Source organism: Micromonospora sp. NPDC047527, assembly GCF_040643015.1.
Taxonomy (GTDB): Bacteria; Actinomycetota; Actinomycetes; order Mycobacteriales; family Micromonosporaceae; genus Micromonospora.
Map to the genome: position 1 here is coordinate 1,439,896 of NZ_JBEYTK010000001.1, position 18,246 is coordinate 1,458,141.

An 18,246-nucleotide genomic window follows, 5' to 3' on the forward strand; every position below is an offset into this window, starting at 1 on the left:
GCCCCGGGCCTGTGCCGCACTCGTTCCCGTCGACCGGGTGGCGCTGACCTCGGTCCTGCTCGGCGAGGAGCAGTCCGGTCGCCATGCCGGCTGCACCGACGAGCAGGGCAGCCTGAGCGTCAACGGGGTGACGCCCGGCCGCTACCGCCTCCTGGTCCGGCCGTCCGACACTGGCCACCTACGCCCAGGTGGTGGCCTTCAACACGGTCACCGGTGACCTGGTCGGCGTGGCGGACGCTGACGCGTACACGCTGCGTCTGCTTCCGGGGCAGCGGGTGAGCTGCGGTGCGACTGCTCGTACCGGCTGCCGGAGTGGCACCGCGACACCGCCAGCTTCGACGCCGCGACCCCCGTGCCTGTCGGACGGGCCCCCGTCGTGGTCGACTTCGACCTGGGCTGATCGGAAAGATCCGGCGGCCGAGCGCGCGTCGTCATATCCTGACCGGCCACTGGAACCTTCTTCCCAGCCCGTTGGTGGGAGTGGTGGAGAAGGGAGGTGACGGTGTCGGACGGCGATCTGATCTCCGAGCTTTACGCCGGCTGTTTCCGACGGCTGGTGGTCCAGTTGTACGCGGTGACCGGTGACCTGAACGAGGCGCAGGAGGCGGTCCAGGAAGCGTTCACCCGGGCACTGGTGTCGCCACGGCGGTTCGCCGGGCTGGAGAACCCGGAGGCGTGGCTGCGCAGGGTCGCGGTGAACTGGGCCCGCAGCCGGTACCGCCGCCGCCGCGTACTCGACGGCCTGCTGCGCCGCATTGGCCCGCCGCCGGCCGTCGCCGACCACTCCCCGGACCACCTCGCCCTGCTCGCCGCCCTGCGCGTACTGCCCGAGGGGCAGCGGCACGCCCTGGCGCTGCATTACCTGGTCGACCTGCCGGTGGACGAGGTCGCCGCCACGTTGGGCGTCTCGTCCGGAACGGTGAAGTCCCGGCTGTCCCGGGGACGGAACGCCCTGGCGGCGCTGCTCGCCGAACCCGAGAGAGCCGAACCCGAGAAAACTGCCGACACCGACACCACGGAAACCGGGAGGATCGATGTCCGGTCGTGAGTTCTCCGGATTCGACGTGGACGTTGTCGCCGAGGCCGTCCGGCAGCCGCCCGTCGAAGAGCTGCGATCCGCGGCCCGGTCCCGCCGACACCGGTCGATCGCGATGGTAGCGGTCGCCCTTGTCGCGCTGTCCGGTCTCGCTGTCGTACCGCTGGTGGGCGAGCCAGACCGGGCCGCCCCAGTCGACCCGGCGAAACCGTCGCCCGCGCAGTTCAGGGAACTCACACTGACCGGGCCCGATTCCGGGGTCGACGTGCGGCAGGACGGTTGCGTCCTGCACTTCACGTACACCGGCGACGCCGGCCGGAGCTGGTCGGACTGGGACGCGGCGCGCTTCGAGGGCACGAGATGTACGGCCGGTTCCACCACCCTGACGCCGGGCAGCAGCGTTGACTTCTCCGTACTCGGTGAGCGGTCCTACCTGGTCACGGACTCAGGGCTGCCCCGCCTCTCCACCGACTACGGCCGTACCTGGCGGGACGGAAACTCCGCGATCGTCGCCGTACCCGCGTTCCCGGCGACGGCCCGACCCGTCCTCTGCGGGTTCGACTGTGGACCGTTGGCGCAGCCGCTGGCGGTGGACCCGTCGAGTGGAACGGTGTATCGGCTCACCGCCAAGGCGCCCTCCTGGCGTCCACTGTTCAGCCTCTACCCGGCAGCGGACGGCAGCATCTGGGCGATCTACCGAATGGGAGGCGCCTCGGGATCGACGGTGGCCCGCAGCGTCGACCGGGGCGCTACCTGGACCACCTGGGAGGTGGGAGACGACGCGAGCGCTGTGTCGGTGGTCGGGCTCAATGACCGGGAGGGGTACCTGCTGGTCGCCCCGCGGGAGACGACCGGTGGGGTGAAGCTCCTGAGGACCACGGACGGTGCGAAGACGTGGACGGACACCGGCGCCGACCTGCCGGCGGAGACATACTACGACCTCACTGTCGGGTCGGACGGATCCCTACTGGTGCTCACCCCGGGCGGGGGTACCGAGCCTGAACGGCGCGCGAAGCTCCTGGTCAGCCGGGACAGCGGGCGGCATTTCACGGTCGCGCGGGAGTACGGCCGGTTCGTCGGCTCGGTCAGCGTCGCGCCCGGCTACGCCTGGCTTTTCGGGCGCGACGACGGGTCGACTGGAGAGCCTGACCACGCCCTGGTCACCACCGACGGGATCACTTGGTCGCGCGTCACGCTCGCGCCGTGAGCCGTGGGCGATGCGGCCACCGCCTCGACCTGGGTCACGGACACGGCCGGCGGAGTCTTCGTCGTGAATACCCCAGGTTAGCGGCCACGCACAGCGGGTAGCCGATCTGCTCTCCTACCAGCGCCTGCGGAGGTCGGATGACGGCGACCAGTGCCTTCTTCGAGCGGTTGACGGCGGGCGGCCCCGATCCTCGATTCAACAAGGTTCGGGGCAGTGTCCGGTTCGACATCCGGGATGGTGATCGGGTGGAGCAGTGGCTGCTGACCATCGACCACGGCGATCTGCGCGTGCGGCGGGCCGCCGATCCCGCCGGAACGGTCATCCGGGTGTCCGCGCAGGTCGCCGACGGTATGGCGCGGGGTGAGGTGAACGGTCTGGCGGCGATCACCCGCGGCGAGATCCTGGTCGACGGTGACCTCGCCCTGGCGTTGCGGGTCGGCCGGCTGTTCCCGTCGGCGTCCGACCCGGGTGGCCCGCCGACGACGAAGAACACCTCGTGAGAGACGTCCCGGGCACCGTGTCGTGCCTCGACGGCAACACCTTCATCGTGTCGGACGCCAGCGGTGACGTGGAGTCGTCGAGCAGCGCGCCGGTGGGGCTGTTCGCCGCCGACACACGTTTTCTGTCCCGCTGGGTGCTCACCATCAACGGGGAACGGTTGACCGCGCTGTCGGTGGACGACAGCAAGTACTACGAGGTCACGTTCTTCGTCGTGCCGGGCGGGGCGGTCGACTACGTGCAGGCCGACGTGTCGGCGATCCGGCGGCGACGGATCGGCCCGGACCTCACCGAGTCGCTGACGATCTTCAATTACGGTGACAAGGACCTCGACCTTGATGTACGGCTTGAGGTGGCAGCCGACTTCGCCGACATCTTCGAGATCAAGTTCGACCTCCACGACAAGGTCGGCTGTCACTACACCGAGATCGAGCCGACCGAGTTGCGCCTGGGCTACCGCCGCGGCACGTTCCGCCGCGAGGTTTCCGTGACGGCGAGTGAGCCGGCCACCTTCGGCCCGCAGGGCCTGCGGTTCGCGTTGCGGCTGCGGCCCGGGGAGCAGTGGTCGACTCGGTTGCACGTGGTCATGCGGGCACTGCGCCCGGACGATGTCGATCTCCGGTTGGCCCTGCGGGCGCAGCGGCCGAGCGACTCCACCCTGCCCGAGAGCGTGCGGGAGTGGGTCGCGCAGGCCCCGGAACTGGACACCGACAGCGTCCCGCTCCAGCAGGTGTACGAGCGCAGCCTGGTGGACCTGGCGGCGCTACGTTTCGCTCCGCTCTCGCTCGGCGGCGCCACCGTACCCGCGGCCGGGCTGCCCTGGTTCATGACCCTGTTCGGCCGCGACAGCCTGCTGACCTGCCTACAGACCCTGGCCGTCACACCGTCGCTGACCCCGCCGACGCTGCGGATCCTCGCCTCGCTCCAGGGCGCCCGCAGAGACGACGTGCTGGAGGAGGATCCCGGTCGGATCCTGCACGAGCTGCGCTACGGGGAGTCGGCGGCGTTCGAGGAGCAGCCACACTCCCCCTATTACGGCACGGTGGACGCCTCACCGCTGTTCGTGGTGCTGCTCGACGAGTACGAGCGGTGGAGCGGCGACACGGCGCTGGTGGTCGAGTTGGAGCAGGAGGCCCGCGCGGCCCTGGAGTGGATCGACAGGTACGCGGACCTGACGGGGACCGGCTACATCTGGTACGAGCGGCGCAACCGCGCCACCGGCCTGGAGAACCAGTGCTGGAAGGACTCCTGGGACAGCATCTCGTACGCCGACGGGAGGCTTCCGGGCTTCCCGAGGGCCACCTGCGAAACCCAGGGGTACGCCTACGACGCCAAGATCCGAGGAGCGCGCCTCGCCCGTACCGTCTGGGGTGACCCCGACTACGCCGACCGGTTGGAACGCGAGGCGGCGGCCCTGTACGACCGCTTCAACCGGGATTTCTGGCTCGACGACCGGGGCTACTACGCACTGGCGCTCGACGGCGACGGGACTCCCGTGGACAGCCTGTCCTCGAACATCGGGCACCTCCTGTGGAGTGGCATCGTGCCGCCGGAGCGAGCACCGAGGGTCGTCGAGCACCTGATGGGTCCGGCGCTGTTCTCCGGCTGGGGGGTACGCACCCTCGCCGAGAGGCAGGGCCGCTACAACCCGCTCGGCTACCACAACGGCACGGTGTGGCCGTTCGACAACTCGTTCATCGCGTGGGGCCTGCGCCGGTACGGGTTCAGCGCCGAGGCGGGTCGCATCGCGGAGGGGATCTTCTCCGCCGCCACCTACTTTCAGGGGCGGCTGCCGGAGGCGTTCGGTGGGTACGACCGCCACACCACCCGGTACCCGGTGCGGTACCCGACGGCGGGCAGCCCGCAGGCCTGGTCCAGTGGCGCGTCCATGCTGCTCATCCGCACGATGCTCGGCATCTCGCCGCACGAGGACCACCTCGCCGTGGATCCGGCGTTGCCGTCCGCCTTCGGTCGGATCGCGCTGCTGGACATCCCGGGCCGCTGGGGGCGGGTGGACGCCTTCGCCCGCCAGCGCCCCGACACTCAACGGTCAGGCTGAGGGCCCGGCGCTGCGGAAGGTGCGGCGGTAGGCGTCCGGGGGCACGCCGACGGTGCGGTGGAAGTGTCGGCGCAGCGTGGTGGCGGTGCCCATCCCGGCCGCCTCGGCGATGACGTCGATGCTGTCGTCGGTCATCTCCAGCAACTCCTGGGCGCGGCGGATCCGCTGCGTCGACAACCACCGCAACGGGGTGGTGCCGGTGGCCGACCTGAAGTGGCGGGCCAGGTTGCGGGAGCTCATGTTTGCCTCGCGGGCCAGGTCCTCGACGGTCAACGGCCGGTTCAGGCGTCGCATCACCCAGGGCAGCAGGTCGCCGAGCGGGTGGTCGTCGCGGGCGGGCACCGGGGTGGTGACGTACTGGGCCTGGCCGCCGGCACGGTGCGGAGGCACGACCAGGCGGCGGGCGACCGCGTTGGCGACGGTCGAGCCGTGGTCGCGACGGATCAGGTGCAGACACAGGTCGATCGCGGCGGCTTTGCCTGCGGAGGCGAGCACGGTGCCGTTGTCGACGTAGAGCACGTCCGGGTCGACCCGCACGCGAGGGTAGCGGGCGGCCAGCGCGTCGGTGTGGGCCCAGTGGGTGGTGGCGCGCAGCCCGTCGAGCACCCCGGCGGCGGCCAGCACGAACGCGCCGGTGCACAGCGAGACCATCCGGGCGCCGGCCTGGTGGGCCGCGCGGACGGCGTCGAGCAGGTCGGGTGGCACGTCCGCGTCGATGTCCTCCACGGCAGGGATGATCACGGTGTCGGCGCGGGCGAGCTGGTCCAGGCCGCCGTCCGGCTCCATCTGAAACCGGCCGACCCGCACTGTGCTCGGGCCGCAGACCGCGAGGTCGTACCACGGGTCGGCCAGGCCGGTCGGGTCGTGGACGAAGACCTCGCAGACCATGGCCAGCTCGAAGTGCAGCATCCCGTCGGTGGCGACGAGCGCGACAGTGGTCATGTCCGAAACTGTACGGGACATGGCGTTCCCGACACTGGTTGCTGCCGGCCGCTGTTGCGAGGCTTTCCGTAGTCGATCTGTCGAGGGAGCTTCAGATGAGTCAGAACGTGGCGGTGTTCGGGGCGTACGGGCACACCGGACGGTTCGTGGTGACGGAGTTGCGCGAACGCGGGTTCACGCCGCTGCTGCTCGGCCGTGACGAGGGCAAGCTCCAGGCGCTGGCGGCGTCGGGGTTCGACCATCGGGTGGCGTCGGTCGACGATCCGACCTCGCTCGACCGGGCGTTGACGGGCGCGGCGGCGGTCATCAACTGCGCCGGCCCGTTCGCCTTCACCGCAGCCCCGCTGATCGAGGCCGCCCTGCGCGCCGGAATCCCGTACGTGGATGTGGCGGCCGAGATCGAGGCCGTCGTCGACACGTACACCAGATTCAGTGCCCGCGCGCGGACCGCGGGCGTCGCGGTGGTCCCGGCGATGGCGTTCTTCGGCGGGTTCGGCGACCTTCTGGTCACCACGGCGATGGGCGACTGGACGCGGGCCGACGAGGCGCACGTCGCGTACGGCTTGAGCAGCTGGCACCCCACGGCCGGGACCGTCGCCTCCGGGGTGGTCTCCCGCGATCGGCGCGACGGCCGCCGGGTCCGCTTCACCGGCGGCCGGCTGGAGTACCACGTCGCCGACCGTGAACTGCCGAGGATCGACTGGGACTTTCCCGCTCCTCTGGGCCGCCGCAGCGTCCTCGACGGGTTCAGCATGGCGGATGTCGTCACCGTCCCCAGTCACCTGAGCATCCCCGAGGTCCGCAGCTACATGACCACCGACGCGGCCACCGACCTGGCCGCCGCGGGCACACCGGCACCGGTCGCGGTCGACGTGCTCGGCCGGTCCGCGCAGAGGTTCGTCGTCGACGCCGTCGTCTGCTCCGGCGACAGGCGACGACGCGTCGTCGTCAGCGGCCAGGACATCTACGCGATCAGCGCACCGTTGGCCGTCGAGGCGGTCCGGCGGATTCTTGCCGGTGAGACGAGGACGAGCGGCGTCGCCTCCGCCGGCGCGATCTTCGACGCGCCGGACTTCCTCGACGCGCTGTCCGCACACATCGTGGTCGAAGCGTGCCCCACCGAGCGGATGATCAGTGGGGCACCCTGACGACGCGGGGAGCATCTGCTCGGCCCACCCCCAGCGGTGAGCCGGCTCCAAGGTTGGCCCATCGGAGAACCAGCCGGAGATCAGCGTCAGAAGTCCGTCCCCGACCCGCGAACTATGGCTGGGTTCAGGCTGATCACTCCCGCAGAGGGCTGACTCCCGCTACCGCCAGGTCGAGGAGCCGGTTCGCGTCGGCGGCGGGGTCCGGGTGGTGCTCCGTGGCCAGGGCGATGCCGGTGACCAGCGCGAGCAGGTCGGTGACGGTGACACCTGGTGCCACGGCACCGGCCCGCACGGCCCGACGTACCAGTGGATCGCCAGCCTCGGTGAGCTGCGTCGAGGCACAGTGCTCGTGCGCCTCGACGACGCAGTCGCGGGTCAGCGCGATGGCCAGTCCCTTGATGGTGGTGACGTACCCGTTGACGGCGGTCAGCCACTCCAGCAGCGCGGCCCGCGCGTCGGCCGCGTCGGACAGGTCGCGGGCACGGGCGCACAGCGTCTCGATGACTCCGCGGAAGACCGCGTCCAGCAGGGCGTGGCGGCTGGGAAAGTGCCGGCGCACGGTGGCCGAGCCGACTCCCGCGATGCGGGCGATCTGCTCCAGGGACGCGTCGGCGCCGTGTGCGGCGATCTCCTGCTCGGCCACGGCGAGCAGTCGCGCGTAGTTGCGCCGGGCGTCCGCTCGCTGGGTGGACATGGCGGCACCTCTCGGTTGCTAAGTGGCGGGGTCCGCCGTATCTTATCGGAAGCAGAAACGGCGGGCCCCGCCGTTTAATGCTGCTCGCGACAGGAGACTCCTCATGCCCACCGATTCCGCACCCGTCCTGGTCACCGGCGCCACCGGAAACCAGGGTGGTGCCACCGTCCGCGCCCTGCTCGCGGCCGGCGTACCCGTGCGGGCACTGGTCCGCGACCCGGCAACCGACCGGGCGCGGGCAGTCGAGGCGCTCGGCGCCGAGCTGGTCACCGGCGACCTCAATGATCGCGACTCGCTGGTCACTGCCGCGCGAGGAGCCCGCGCCGTCTTCTCGGTGCAGATGCCCGCGATGAACGGAAACACGATCGACTTCGACGGCGAGTTGGCCCAGGCCGTCAACCTGATCGAGGGTGCGCTGGCCGCGCAGGTGCCGCAGTTCGTTCACACATCCGTCACCGGCGCTGGGCAGCACACCGAAACCCCCGGCTGGGCCGAGGGCCGCTGGGCAGCTCTGGAGCCCTACTACCGCACCAAGGCCGGGATCCAGGATCGGGTACGCGAGGCGGGCTTCACGCACTGGACGCTCATCAAGCCGGGCACTTTCATGGAGAACTTCCTGCCGTCGGCGGCGTACCTCATCCCTCGTGGTGTTGCCAACGGCCTGGCGACTGTCCTGAAGCCCCAGACGTCGCTCTCCCTCGTCGCGGTCGACGACATCGGCCGGGCAGCCGCCGCGGCCATCGCCGAACCCGCTCGGTTCCACGGGGTCGAGCTGGAGTTGGCGAGCGACTACCTGACGATGGCGGAGATCGCCAAGGTCCTCTCCGACGCGCTCGGCACCGAACTGATGGCCCCTGACATGACCGAGCAGGAGGCGATCGCGGCGGGAATGCCGGCGTATGCCGGCACCGCGCACGCGCACATGGACGTGGCCGGGCAACCTGCCCGCCCGGAGTACGCGCGAGCCCTCGGCATTCCCCTCACGACGTTCGAGGACTGGGCGCGCGACGCTCTGCGCTCCCCGTCGCGGCGTTGAGCCTCTCGGCGCCCACGGGTCCACTCTCCCGACCGGGGCGACGGCGATCCGGGTCCACGCGGCGCCGAGCGGTGGGTGGTGGGTGGGTAGTGGTGGGTGGGGTGGTGTGCCGGTCGCTGCCTTTGGAGCTGAATCGTTTGCGACATCACCGCTCGGGCGAGGACGGTGCGCCTCGCGGACCGGAAACCCCGCCAGCGCGGCTGAATCGTCTACGACATCAACTCCAAAGGACGCTAACCCCTCAGTCCCCCGCCCCGCGCGCCAGGCTGCGTCGGCGTCAGACCATCGGTCCCTGGCCGAGGCGGCACCGTGAAAGAGCGGCACCGTGAAAGACGGGACCAGCAACGACTGACGCCGGCCGGCGTGGCCAGGTGCGCCACGACGGCCGGCGTCAGTTGAGCCACGATGGTCAGAGAATCACGCTGACCCCGGCGGCCTTGCACGCGTCGGTGATGCCCTTTCCGGCCTTCTCGAAGGCCGGGTTGTCGGCAGCTTCCGCCGGGTCCGCCGCCGCTGCGGCCTTGGACGCCTCGGCGCCGAACTGCCGCAGGGCAGCGGCCAGCTTGCTGTCACCGCCGGCCGTGGCAACCGTGGTCACCTTCTGCTCCAACTCCAGGAGGATCTTCTTGAAATCGGCCGCCGACGGCTCACCAGCCGTGGCGACCTTCACCAGCTCCGCCTTCATCTCGTCGCTGGCCTTCTTCGCCGACTCGCAGAGGTCCTTGTCGCTCATGGAGGCGGCCGCGGGCGACGAAGCCGGCGCGGAGACGGCTGCCGAGGATGGCGCGGCGGACGTGGGGGCAGGTGTCGTGGAACCGGCGGTCGACGCCGCATCTCCGTCACCACAGGCGGCGAGAGCCGTCGCGACGGCAAGAATCAACAGGGCAGAGGCAAAACGAGTCGACTTCACGGACGCGCACGTTAGCCGATGTCCCGGAGGTGATCAATTCGTCTTCCGGGGCCTGGCCAGATGACTATTCGTTCCCGGGTCGAGCGCGGGTCGCGAGGCTCCGGCCGCACTCGCGCGCCTGGCCCTCGGCGTCGGCCCTGATGCGCTCGGCCAGGTCGGTGAACTGGTCGAGGGCGGGGTTGACGCCAACGAGGGTGAGGCACTGGTCTACGAGAGGGTCGCGCCGGCCACCGCGAAGCTCACCAGGATCGCGCCGGCCAGCGGCACGGCCACCGCGACGGCGAGCGCCCGTTGACGGTGTGACCTACCTGTCAGCAGCACGATCAGCAGACCCAGCGCGAGGTCGATGGCGACGTTCCACCACGCGCCGGAGGAGTAGTTGGGGTCGTTCGCCTTGCCGGCGAACCGGGCCGCCTCCTCGAAGAACACGGCTGCCGGCAGCGCGACCCCGACGACCTGCCGCCACCCGGTGCCCCGCGCCCAGGTCCCCGCGGTGCCGAAGACCACCCCGGCGAGCACCCCGAAGACCATCCAGACCAGCGACGTCGGCGACCAGAGCACCGCGAGGTCGTCGCCCTGCAGGAGGGCCGCCGCGAGGTAGTAGCTGGGCACCGCGACAACGAGCAGGACGGTGGCACCGAGTGCGGCGCGTACCCACCCGGAGCGCACCCACCAGCCGAAGAAGAAGGCGGCAACCGCCCAGGTCGCGGTGGAGTTGCCGAGTTCGGCGACGGGGAACGGCAGCCACTTGATCCAGCAGAAGTCGAGGAAGCCGAGCAGGAAGCCGCCCACCACGGAGGCGAGCGTCACCGTCCGATCACCAGGTCGCATGACGGCAGAGCATACCGAGTATGCCCAAGTCCACCAGGGACGGCCCTCATCGCCCGGCATGTCGCTGACAGGGTTGGCTACGCAGCCTTCAGTGCCGCGGCGAGCGCGGCGCTGAGGATCTGCTCCACTCCGTCGGGAGACTCCGTGGTTGGCTTCCCCCTGAGGTGCCCCGGCCAGCCGTAGACCGTCATCGAGCCGCCGGCGATCCCCGGCAAGTCGTGGTCGATGCCGCCGGCATACGTCGACGGTTTGCGGAGCACCTCGTCGGTGGGCACGTACGCGGGCACCTCGTTGGCGTAGCCGGCGAACAGCAACTGGCTCGACGTGCCGTATCGCTCCCGGAAGTCGACGGCGTAGCCGGACACGATCTCGCCGCCGGCCAGCAGCACCCGGAGGTCGGGGCTGCCGGTGAATCTCCAGGACTGAACGGGCAGGGGGATCGACGTCGCGAACGTGCCGGTCTCTGCCTGGGTCATCATCTGTTGCGCGTGCCGACGGTAATTGCCACGTAGGCCAGCGTTGGTCAAGCGCGTGGTGTGGGCCACCGACATCTGCCGAAGGTTGTCCTCGGTCAGCGTCACGTCCAGCGGCAGGTCCACCTCGCGGTAGTGGGTCGCCGTCGGACCGACGACCGACCGGCCCGGTCGCGTCATCGCGTCCGTGACGGCCTGTGCGATTTCACCGCCCCGCCGGCTCCGCTGGTCCCAGCTCCGCGCGCCGATGGGGTCCTGGTCGCCGGCCGGCCCGAGGAGGAACTGGGCGAACGCGCCGGTTGTCTCCTCGATCCGGGAGACCGCGTAGCCCGGGTAGTCCGGATCGAACATGGTCTGGGGCCCGGCCGTCACCGGATGGCAGCCGTAGCCGAACAGCACGGCCAGGGGCTCGCCGCCCGGAGTGCGGGCGGTCAGGATGGGGACGTCCGACTCCACGTGCGACAGCCCTTCCCGGTTGTAGGAGAAGTGCTGGGCGACGACCTGGTAGTCGAGGGTGCAGGTCACCTGCGGGCCACGGAGCGTGTCGCGGACCAGTCGCACGATCTGGGCGGCCAACCGGTCGCTGTAGGCATGCACCTGTGCCTGCTGGTCGGCGTCCATCCCGTAGGCGATGAACGGATCCGGCTTGTCGCTGAGCACGGGGCCGTTGTGCGTGTGGGTGGCGGTCAGCGCGAAGTTCTCCGAGGTCAGGCCGAGGCCGACCACCTGGCTGCGGATCGACCTGTGCAGGCCGCGCGCGAAGCCGAGGACGTCGGCGCTGACGAGGACATGCGGCTCTCCCGCGTACCACCAGATGGTGCACCGCGCGAACAGCGCGGCGGCGGCCCCGGCCGACCGGCGTGGCGCGTCCGCGACGTAACCGGCCAGGTAGGTGCCGGCCGCCGGGGTGATGTCGACCTTCCCGACCGACAGTTCGGTGCCCGCCGCCGCCGGTGCGGAGCTGCTGACGAGGCCCTGGCCCAGCAGCGACGCGGCGACGAGGGAACCGCCGGTGAGGAGGCGACGACGACTGACGGCCGGTCGCCGACCTTTCGCATCACCCGGGTTGCCGGTGGGGACATGATCATTCGGCAACGCTTCTCCCCCGTGAGGCGCCGACGCGCGACCGTCTACCGGACGTCAGCCAGTATGCCTGAGCGGTGGCCTCCTGCCGCGTCCGCTCGGTGGCGACGAGCGGACGCCGCCCGCCAGCTCAACGTGCCGGATTCGTCGGTGAGGGTCCGCGACGACCCCGGTGTCATTGGTGCTGCTCATGTCGTTCCTCCATCGTCGAGTGATTGGCGTGCACCGGGGCTACTCCGTGCCGTCCGCCGGCAGGCGCTCCGGGAGCCCGAGCCGCGCGAACTGGTCGTCGTGGAAGGTGGTGATCTCGGTGATCGCCCCGCCGGTGACGCGCAGGACGTCGATCGTCAGCGGCAGGTACGCGCCCTCCCCCTCCCGCCAGTGGTAGAAGGCGACGGCGGGCTGCCGGTTCACGGCGGTGGGGACACCGCGCAGGCCCGTCATGCCCTCGAAACCGCCCTCGATCCAGTCGTTCACGACCGTGTCACGCCCGACGTACACCCCGGGGGTGGGCGGCATCGAGGACCGGACGTCCTCGCGCAGCATCGCGGCGAGCGCCGGGACGTTCGTGGCCACGCTGGCCTCGGTGTAGCGGCGTACCAGCTCGCGTGTCCTGGTGTCCTCCTCGCCGCCGGTCCAGTCCTGCCGCTCGGCGGGCAGGTGCTCCCGCATGCCGGCGCGGGCCCGCTGCAACGCGCTGTTCACCGAGTTGACGGAGTCCCCCAGCAGCTCCGCGACGTCCTTCGCCGGCCAGCCGAGCACGTCCCGCAGGATCAGCACGGCCCGGGGGCGCGGCGCGAGGTGTTGGACGGCGACCAGGTACGCCAGCTCGATCGTCTCCCGCGCGACGGCGACGGCCTCCGGCTCGTCCGCGTCGCCCGCCGGCAGTTCGTCGAGCAGCCGGTCCGGGTAGGGCTGCAACCACCGCACCTCGCCGCCGGTCGCGGGCTTCGGGCGGCGCTTGGCGAGCAGGTCCAGGCAGGCGTTGGTGGCGATCCGGTACAGCCAGGCCCGGAACGTCGACCGCCCCTCGAAGGTCTCGCGCCGCCGCCAGGCCCGCAGGAACGTCTCCTGCACGGTGTCCTCGGCGTCCTCGAAGGACCCGAGCATCCGGTAGCAGTGCACGTGCAGCTCCCGCCGGTGCCGATTCGCCAGCCCTGTGAACGCCGGCTCGTCGACCTCGCCCAGATCACTCACGCCCAGTTCCGTCAGCCGTGTGTCCGCACTCATCACGTCATCCTTCCGCCTCGTCGTGTCCTGTCGGAGGTGTGACGGGTGTGGGCGCGACAACTCATCACCACGCGACCCTGCCGCGCCCCCCTGCTGTCAGCGGGTACTGGGGTGTGCATGTCGGCAATCCGTCGTTGTCCGGGCGTCGGGCTACTCCGTAGCGTCGCGGCTACCTAGCGATGCCCAGCGGAAGGAGCCCTCGTGACCGAACTCGTCGCTCCGCAGCTCGTCGTGAACAGCAGAATGCTCTACTTCGGTTGGCTGCCGGCCGACCCCGACGCGGTGGCCGCCCTGGTGCCCGACGGGCTCACGCCGGCACCGAACCACCAGGTCTTCGTGAACCAGTACGTCGTCGACGACGCCGGGCAGACCTCCGGCTTCGGCGCGTACTCCCTGACGTACATCGGGCCGGACCTCTCCGGGGTCGACGCTCCCGACGGTGTCACGCCCGGTCGTTGGTGGACCCATTACTTCAATTCCAGTCCGGTCGTCCGGGCGTATGCCACCGCCCGGGGCGTGCCGGCGACCCCGGGAAGGACCACCATCGAGGTACGCGGGCGTCGGCTGATCGCGACCACCGAGGCGGACGGCGTACCCGTGATCAGGACGACGGCCCGCGTCGGGCGCACCGGCGACGCCGTCAACCAGGGCCAACTGCGCTACCTCACCCGGCTGGACGGCAGGCTGCACAGCGGCAACTACCCGTTCGTGGCGGAGCCGGTCGACCCGTTCGAGGTCGAGTCGCTGGAATTCCTCGAACCTGACCACCCGGTGCACGCCCTGCGTCCGGCCGATCCACTGAACATCGTCTGGGGCTTCTACTCACCGCGTGCGTCGTTCGCCTACCCGGGCGGCGAGTCGGTGCTCGACTGAGCCCATTACCCGCGAACGGCCCGCCCTGGTCCACAGGTCCGGGGTCAGGGCGGTCCCATCGGCGGGTCGGGTTACGGTGCGGGTCACGCCGACGAGGGGAAGACAGATGACTGTTTCCGCACGACGTCTGCTGACCGCGGTGGCCGCGACCTCGGCCCTGGTCTCGTTGGGAGCCTGCAGCGCCGGTGACACAGCCCGGGTGCCGACGACGCCGAGCCCGCAGGTCTCCCCCACCCCGTCGCCGGCCGACCCGCGGGAGTTGCAACGGCTGGAGGAGACGTTCGACGCGCGACTGGGAATCTATGCCGTCGACACGGGCACTGGCCGCACCGTGGAGCACCGGGCCGACGAGCGGTTCGCGTACGCCTCGACCTGGAAGGCGTTGGGTGCCGCCGAGGTGCTGGACGACACCACGGATGCCGAACTGGATCGTGTGGTGCGGTATTCGACGGACGACCTGGTGACGCACTCGCCGATCACCGAGAAGCACGTCACCGAGGGCATGAGCCTGCGTGCCCTCGCCGACGCCGCCGTGCGCTACAGCGACAACACGGCCGGCAACCTGCTGCTGAAGCACCTCGGAGGGCCGCAGGGGTTCGAGAAGCAGTTGCGGGAGATCGGTGACACGGTCACCGACTCCTCCCGTTACGAGACCGACCTCAACGAGGCGAAACCGGGCGACAGGCGGGACACCAGCAGCGCGCGGGCCCTGGCGGAGGACCTCAGGGCGTACACCGTGGGGGATGCTCTGGACCCGGCGGACCGTGACGTCCTGCGCGGCTGGCTGCGGGGCAACACCACCGGTGGGGCGCTGATCCGCGCCGGGGTGCCCGACGGCTGGGTCGTCGGGGACAAGACCGGAACCGGAGGGTACGGCACCCGCAACGACATCGCCGTGATCTGGCCGCCCGATCGTGCTCCGATCATCCTCGCCGTGCTGTCCAGCCGCGACGAGAAGGACGCCACCCACGACGACGCCTTCATCGCCCAGGCCACCAGGGTTGTCGTCGCCCAACTGTGAACGGAGCGGACGGCGACGCGAGCCTAGGTGGCGTTGTCGTACTCCGTCTGATGGCGGCGGATCTCGGCGTGGTGGTCGGCCGACCAGGCGGCCAGGGCCAGGACCGTGGAGAGCAGTGACGTGCCCAGGTCGGTGAGGGCGTACTCGACGCGGGGCGGGACCTCGGGGTAGGAGGTCCGGGTGACGAGGCCGGTGCGCCGCAGGTGCTTCAGGGTCAGCGTGAGCATGCGCTGAGAGATGCCGGGGATCGCGTCGCCCAGGTTCGAGTAGCGGACGGGGCCGTCGGCGAGCGTACCGATGATCAACACGCTCCACTTGTCGCCGACGAGGTCCAGGACCTCGCGGATGAAGTCGGCGTCCTCGTCGTTCCAGTGCGCGCAGGGGCCTGGCGCGGCCCGGACGTTCGCCCGGACGTTGGTCCGCCTCCGCCGAAGATCCTCTGCACTCATCCCGGCCCCCTCTCCGCCAGCCCTCCGCTACGCACATGAATGTACCTTTTGTGGCCCTCCAATTCTCATGCATGATGTTGCTACGAACAAGTAGTGAGAATCAAGGAGAGGTGCCATGAAGATCGAGTTTTGGTCGGACATCGTCTGCCCGTACTGCGGGCTGATGGATCACCGGCTCCACCAGGCCCTGGATCGACTCCCGTACGGCGACCAGGTGCGGGTGATCCACCGGTCGTTCCAGCTACACCCCGACCTGCCGCGCGAGGGTGTCAGTCAACGGGACTTGATCAAAATGGCCGGGGCTCCCGCGACGACCGTGGATCGGGTCCTGCGGCCGATCGAGCGGGCCGCCGAGGCGGAGGGCCTGACGCCCTACCGCGCGGTCGACCGCACCCTCGGCCCGACGGATTTCGCCCACGAACTACTCGCCTACGCGACCGACCAGGGCCGCGGCAACGAGATCTGGTCGGCGATGTTCCGCGCGCACTTCGGGCAGGCCCGCAAGCTCTGGACTGCCGGGGAGGTCCTCGACTTCGCCGCCGAGGTGGGCCTGGACCGCGCTGGCGCCGCCGAGGCTCTGCGTACCCGCCGCTACCGTGCCCGCGTAGCGGCTGACCAGCGCGAGGCACAGCGCCTCGGGGCACGCGGCGCGCCGTTCCTCGTGTTCGACGGCCGCGTCGCCGTACCCGGGGCGATCGGCCTCGACGACCTGCTCGCCGTCATCACCAAGGCCTGGGACGAGAGCCATCCCACGCCGCAGCCGCTGCCGGTGATCGCCGACGCCGAGGGCGTGTGCGCTCCGGACGGGTGCGCCGTACCCGACCGCACCACGTGAGTCGCCCAGAGCCCTTGCGGGTCGATCATGGAGTTGTGGTGGTGCACAAAAGCCGCGCCTCATCTCCTAGCGGGCACCATAACTCCATGATCGACGCGGGTCATCGGGTGCGGCCCTGACGTAAGCCAGCGGGGTCGGCGTCCTGGTTAGCTGGCTGACGAGAACAGTCCGCCGGCCAGCGGCACGGCCACCGCAACGGCGAGCGCCCGTTGACGGTGTGACCTACCGGTCAGCACCACGATCAGCAGGCCCAGCGCGAGGTCGATGGCGACGTTCCACCACGCTCCGGAGGAGTAGGTGGAGTCGGTCGCCTTGCCGGCGAACCGGGCCGCCTCCTCGAAGAACACGGCTGCCGGCAGCGCAACCACGGAGGCGAACGCCACCGTCCGATCACCAGGTCGCATGGCGGCACAGCCCACCGAGCCGGCCTGGGTCGGCCTGACCATCGACCAGCGTCGCCAGCCACCCCACGCAGACCGGCGCCGGGTGGCCCCTGGCAACTTCAGCGATCACGGTACGCGCCGGAGGCCGGCACTGAACCTCAGCCGGCGCGACAATGACGGAAGGCGTCGCCCGTCATCACCGCCGATTTCGACGCCTATGGTGGTTCGCCGACCTGGAGTTACCGTTTCCCGACGAAGACCCCTGCGACGGCGTCACGTTCGTCTGGCTCGACCCGGCAACAGGCGCCGAAAGAGCTGCGGCGTTGGCTACGGTGACAGGCGGATGGACGGCGTCATACTCCTGGCCATAGACGTGAGGGTAATTTACCGTTCGGGTTCCGGCGTAAACGCCGGGGCGGACATGATTGTAAGCTCGGTCAAGAAAATCCCCGGGGGTGATCTGCCCGCTCGGGAGCGTGTTGCGGAATTCGGTAAGGCCGTATGGCTCCATGATCGCAGGACTGTTCGCGTACATCGACGTCCGGTGGATCAGGTAGGAGCCGGCAATTACCCTCGACTCCTCCTCAAGCATCGCAATGACGAAATCCTCTCTCGGCAAATTATAGTCACGCCCCTGTTGCCCCGTCGCCACAAGCTGGAGATGACCGATCTCGTGGGCGACGTTTCCGAAATTATCCTCCAAATCCTCCGTTCGCGGCAGTCGGATGATGTTGCTGTTAGCTTCAAGGTGAGGCCCACGATCGGTGTAACCGAAGTAGATCTGTGAGCCATTCTGGCGGATCGAGTCGACCATCTCGTCTCCGACACGGGAGCTTCGCAGATATTCCATGAACAAATTTTGATCCTCGTACGAAACCAGGTCGTATTCCGACCTGTAAACCTCGTAGGCAGCCGCTTGAGGATCAACCGCTTGAGCAGCAGCGTCAGGTGACGTCATGACGATTCGGGTTACCTTTCTCGAAACGCTGGCATCTTCTTGACCGACAGACACATCGAGGCGGCAGCCGGCACGGCGGTCGCGGTTTGAGGTCTTATTGGTCGGCTGAGGTGGACGGACGGCAACCGGGCACCGGGCGATCGCCGCACCGCCTCACGTTGCGGGAGCCCGCCTACGCCAAAATCCATCCCGGCCATTGTAGACAGACGTCCGGAAGACGATGACCGTGTGTCACAGCGCAGCCACTACTCCGGTTGGAGGCTCGCCTGAGGGTTTGCTGTCAGGGCGAGAATCGGCTGGTCGCGTGCCGCAAGGAGCCGCCTGACCGGCAGCCCCGCGTGAGCAGTTTCGGCGAGGTGGATGGTCGCCCGGTCAGCGGGTGAGGCCGACGCGCGTCGCCAGTCACGCCACGCCACGCCGGCCGGCGTCGGGTGGCCCTGGGCAAGGTCAGCGCGGATGTGGAGTCAGGGGTTCTGACACTCCGCGTCGCAGCCACCTTTGCCCCCGAGGAAGTCGCGCAGGCACATGCATTCATCGAGGCGGGAGGAGTCCGGGGCCGCCCCGTCACCGTCTTCTGACC

General features: G+C 69.9%; 19 protein-coding genes and 1 pseudogene. 11 read left to right on the forward strand and 9 right to left on the reverse strand.

Annotated features, from left to right (window positions below; all coding sequences use genetic code 11):
* Positions 1–37 precede the first annotated feature (37 nt).
* From ABZ808_RS06355 to ABZ808_RS06375, 5 genes are all read left to right on the forward strand, one after another.
* Positions 38–217 (forward strand): hypothetical protein, encoded by a 180-nt coding sequence (locus ABZ808_RS06355; RefSeq protein WP_357001671.1) that lies wholly within the window; start codon positions 38–40, stop codon positions 215–217.
* A 285-nt stretch (positions 218–502) separates the two neighbouring features.
* Positions 503–1,048: a sigma-70 family RNA polymerase sigma factor gene (locus ABZ808_RS06360; protein ID WP_357001674.1), complete on the forward strand. Its 546-nt coding sequence runs from the start codon at positions 503–505 to the stop codon at positions 1,046–1,048.
* Complete coding sequence (locus ABZ808_RS06365; RefSeq protein ID WP_357001676.1) at positions 1,035–2,243, forward strand: hypothetical protein; 1,209 nt, start codon at positions 1,035–1,037, stop codon at positions 2,241–2,243. The genes ABZ808_RS06360 and ABZ808_RS06365 overlap by 14 nt, the downstream gene beginning before the upstream one ends.
* Before the next feature lie 137 nt (positions 2,244–2,380).
* Entirely contained in the window at positions 2,381–2,743 is a 363-nt protein-coding gene (locus ABZ808_RS06370) for an SCP2 sterol-binding domain-containing protein (protein WP_357001678.1), read from the forward strand.
* A complete protein-coding gene (locus ABZ808_RS06375) occupies positions 2,740–4,800 on the forward strand; it encodes a glycogen debranching N-terminal domain-containing protein (RefSeq protein WP_357001680.1) in 2,061 nt (686 codons plus the stop codon). Before ABZ808_RS06370 ends, ABZ808_RS06375 begins: the two co-directional genes overlap by 4 nt.
* Here the strand turns inward: ABZ808_RS06375 and ABZ808_RS06380 are convergent.
* On the reverse strand, positions 4,792–5,742 hold the full coding sequence (locus ABZ808_RS06380; RefSeq protein ID WP_357001682.1) for a helix-turn-helix domain-containing protein: 951 nt from the start codon (positions 5,740–5,742) through the stop codon (positions 4,792–4,794). The two genes, ABZ808_RS06375 and ABZ808_RS06380, sit on opposite strands and share 9 nt — an antisense overlap.
* Positions 5,743–5,837: 95 nt before the next feature.
* Here ABZ808_RS06380 and ABZ808_RS06385 point away from each other — a divergent pair, with 95 nt between their 5' ends.
* Positions 5,838–6,890, forward strand: coding sequence for a saccharopine dehydrogenase NADP-binding domain-containing protein (locus ABZ808_RS06385; RefSeq protein WP_357001684.1), 1,053 nt, complete (start codon positions 5,838–5,840; stop codon positions 6,888–6,890).
* Between the two features lie 133 nt (positions 6,891–7,023).
* On the opposite strand, the gene ABZ808_RS06390 is transcribed toward ABZ808_RS06385, so the two are convergent.
* Complete coding sequence (locus ABZ808_RS06390) at positions 7,024–7,584, reverse strand: TetR/AcrR family transcriptional regulator (RefSeq protein WP_357001687.1); 561 nt, start codon at positions 7,582–7,584, stop codon at positions 7,024–7,026.
* Between the two features lie 103 nt (positions 7,585–7,687).
* On the opposite strand from ABZ808_RS06390, the gene ABZ808_RS06395 reads away from it, so the two are divergent.
* A complete protein-coding gene (locus tag ABZ808_RS06395; protein ID WP_357001689.1) occupies positions 7,688–8,620 on the forward strand; it encodes an NmrA family NAD(P)-binding protein in 933 nt (310 codons plus the stop codon).
* A gap of 409 nt (positions 8,621–9,029) precedes the next feature.
* On the opposite strand, the gene ABZ808_RS06400 is transcribed toward ABZ808_RS06395, so the two are convergent.
* The 4 genes from ABZ808_RS06400 to ABZ808_RS06415 all read right to left on the reverse strand — a co-directional run bounded on the left by ABZ808_RS06400 (position 9,030) and on the right by ABZ808_RS06415 (position 13,147).
* Positions 9,030–9,353: a hypothetical protein gene (locus tag ABZ808_RS06400; RefSeq protein ID WP_357001691.1), complete on the reverse strand. Its 324-nt coding sequence runs from the start codon at positions 9,351–9,353 to the stop codon at positions 9,030–9,032.
* 384 nt (positions 9,354–9,737) lie between these two features.
* Positions 9,738–10,361 carry a DUF6518 family protein gene (locus ABZ808_RS06405; protein WP_357001693.1) on the reverse strand — a complete coding sequence of 208 codons (624 nt, stop codon included), beginning with the start codon at positions 10,359–10,361 and terminating at the stop codon, positions 9,738–9,740.
* Between the two features lie 77 nt (positions 10,362–10,438).
* Entirely contained in the window at positions 10,439–11,929 is a 1,491-nt protein-coding gene (locus ABZ808_RS06410) for a hypothetical protein (RefSeq protein WP_357001695.1), read from the reverse strand.
* Positions 11,930–12,148: 219 nt separating this feature from the next.
* The gene (locus ABZ808_RS06415) at positions 12,149–13,147 is read right to left on the reverse strand and encodes an RNA polymerase subunit sigma-70 (protein WP_357001697.1); all 999 of its coding nucleotides are present in this window, start codon (positions 13,145–13,147) and stop codon (positions 12,149–12,151) included.
* Positions 13,148–13,348: 201 nt separating this feature from the next.
* Between ABZ808_RS06415 and ABZ808_RS06420 the strand changes: the two genes are divergently transcribed.
* On the forward strand, positions 13,349–14,020 hold the full coding sequence (locus ABZ808_RS06420) for a hypothetical protein (protein ID WP_357001699.1): 672 nt from the start codon (positions 13,349–13,351) through the stop codon (positions 14,018–14,020).
* A 106-nt stretch (positions 14,021–14,126) separates the two neighbouring features.
* Positions 14,127–15,041, forward strand: a complete 915-nt coding sequence (gene bla, locus ABZ808_RS06425; RefSeq protein WP_357001702.1) for a class A beta-lactamase — start codon at positions 14,127–14,129, stop codon at positions 15,039–15,041.
* A 23-nt stretch (positions 15,042–15,064) separates the two neighbouring features.
* On the opposite strand, the gene ABZ808_RS06430 is transcribed toward bla, so the two are convergent.
* The gene (locus tag ABZ808_RS06430) at positions 15,065–15,490 is read right to left on the reverse strand and encodes a helix-turn-helix domain-containing protein (RefSeq protein ID WP_357001704.1); all 426 of its coding nucleotides are present in this window, start codon (positions 15,488–15,490) and stop codon (positions 15,065–15,067) included.
* Between the two features lie 115 nt (positions 15,491–15,605).
* Between ABZ808_RS06430 and ABZ808_RS06435 the strand changes: the two genes are divergently transcribed.
* Positions 15,606–16,325 carry a DsbA family oxidoreductase gene (locus ABZ808_RS06435; protein ID WP_357001707.1) on the forward strand — a complete coding sequence of 240 codons (720 nt, stop codon included), beginning with the start codon at positions 15,606–15,608 and terminating at the stop codon, positions 16,323–16,325.
* Positions 16,326–16,471: 146 nt separating this feature from the next.
* Here the strand turns inward: ABZ808_RS06435 and ABZ808_RS06440 are convergent, their stop codons facing one another.
* Both ABZ808_RS06440 and ABZ808_RS06445 read right to left on the reverse strand, forming a co-directional pair.
* Entirely contained in the window at positions 16,472–16,729 is a 258-nt protein-coding gene (locus tag ABZ808_RS06440) for a DUF6518 family protein (protein WP_357001709.1), read from the reverse strand.
* A 175-nt stretch (positions 16,730–16,904) separates the two neighbouring features.
* The gene (locus tag ABZ808_RS06445) at positions 16,905–17,558 is read right to left on the reverse strand and encodes a hypothetical protein (RefSeq protein WP_357001711.1); all 654 of its coding nucleotides are present in this window, start codon (positions 17,556–17,558) and stop codon (positions 16,905–16,907) included.
* A gap of 524 nt (positions 17,559–18,082) precedes the next feature.
* On the opposite strand from ABZ808_RS06445, the pseudogene ABZ808_RS06450 reads away from it, so the two are divergent.
* Positions 18,083–18,244, forward strand: a pseudogene (locus ABZ808_RS06450) (NADP-dependent oxidoreductase); the annotation flags it as partial.
* Between the last annotated feature and the right edge of the window lie 2 nt (positions 18,245–18,246).

What these genes read in the sequence shown, in the direction of transcription:
- ABZ808_RS06395 (WP_357001689.1), top strand. Translation starts at nt 7,688, where the DNA reads ATGCCCACCGATTCCGCACCCGTCCTGGTCACCGGCGCCACCGGAAAC.
- ABZ808_RS06390 (WP_357001687.1), bottom strand. Translation starts at nt 7,584, where the DNA reads ATGTCCACCCAGCGAGCGGACGCCCGGCGCAACTACGCGCGACTGCTC.
- ABZ808_RS06415 (WP_357001697.1), bottom strand. Translation starts at nt 13,147, where the DNA reads ATGAGTGCGGACACACGGCTGACGGAACTGGGCGTGAGTGATCTGGGC.
- ABZ808_RS06400 (WP_357001691.1), bottom strand. Translation starts at nt 9,353, where the DNA reads ATGAGCGACAAGGACCTCTGCGAGTCGGCGAAGAAGGCCAGCGACGAG.
- bla (WP_357001702.1), top strand. Translation starts at nt 14,127, where the DNA reads ATGACTGTTTCCGCACGACGTCTGCTGACCGCGGTGGCCGCGACCTCG.
- ABZ808_RS06365 (WP_357001676.1), top strand. Translation starts at nt 1,035, where the DNA reads ATGTCCGGTCGTGAGTTCTCCGGATTCGACGTGGACGTTGTCGCCGAG.
- ABZ808_RS06440 (WP_357001709.1), bottom strand. Translation starts at nt 16,729, where the DNA reads ATGCGACCTGGTGATCGGACGGTGGCGTTCGCCTCCGTGGTTGCGCTG.
- ABZ808_RS06370 (WP_357001678.1), top strand. Translation starts at nt 2,381, where the DNA reads ATGACGGCGACCAGTGCCTTCTTCGAGCGGTTGACGGCGGGCGGCCCC.
- ABZ808_RS06445 (WP_357001711.1), bottom strand. Translation starts at nt 17,558, where the DNA reads ATGGAATATCTGCGAAGCTCCCGTGTCGGAGACGAGATGGTCGACTCG.
- ABZ808_RS06435 (WP_357001707.1), top strand. Translation starts at nt 15,606, where the DNA reads ATGAAGATCGAGTTTTGGTCGGACATCGTCTGCCCGTACTGCGGGCTG.
- ABZ808_RS06430 (WP_357001704.1), bottom strand. Translation starts at nt 15,490, where the DNA reads ATGAGTGCAGAGGATCTTCGGCGGAGGCGGACCAACGTCCGGGCGAAC.
- ABZ808_RS06405 (WP_357001693.1), bottom strand. Translation starts at nt 10,361, where the DNA reads ATGCGACCTGGTGATCGGACGGTGACGCTCGCCTCCGTGGTGGGCGGC.
- ABZ808_RS06380 (WP_357001682.1), bottom strand. Translation starts at nt 5,742, where the DNA reads ATGACCACTGTCGCGCTCGTCGCCACCGACGGGATGCTGCACTTCGAG.
- ABZ808_RS06385 (WP_357001684.1), top strand. Translation starts at nt 5,838, where the DNA reads ATGAGTCAGAACGTGGCGGTGTTCGGGGCGTACGGGCACACCGGACGG.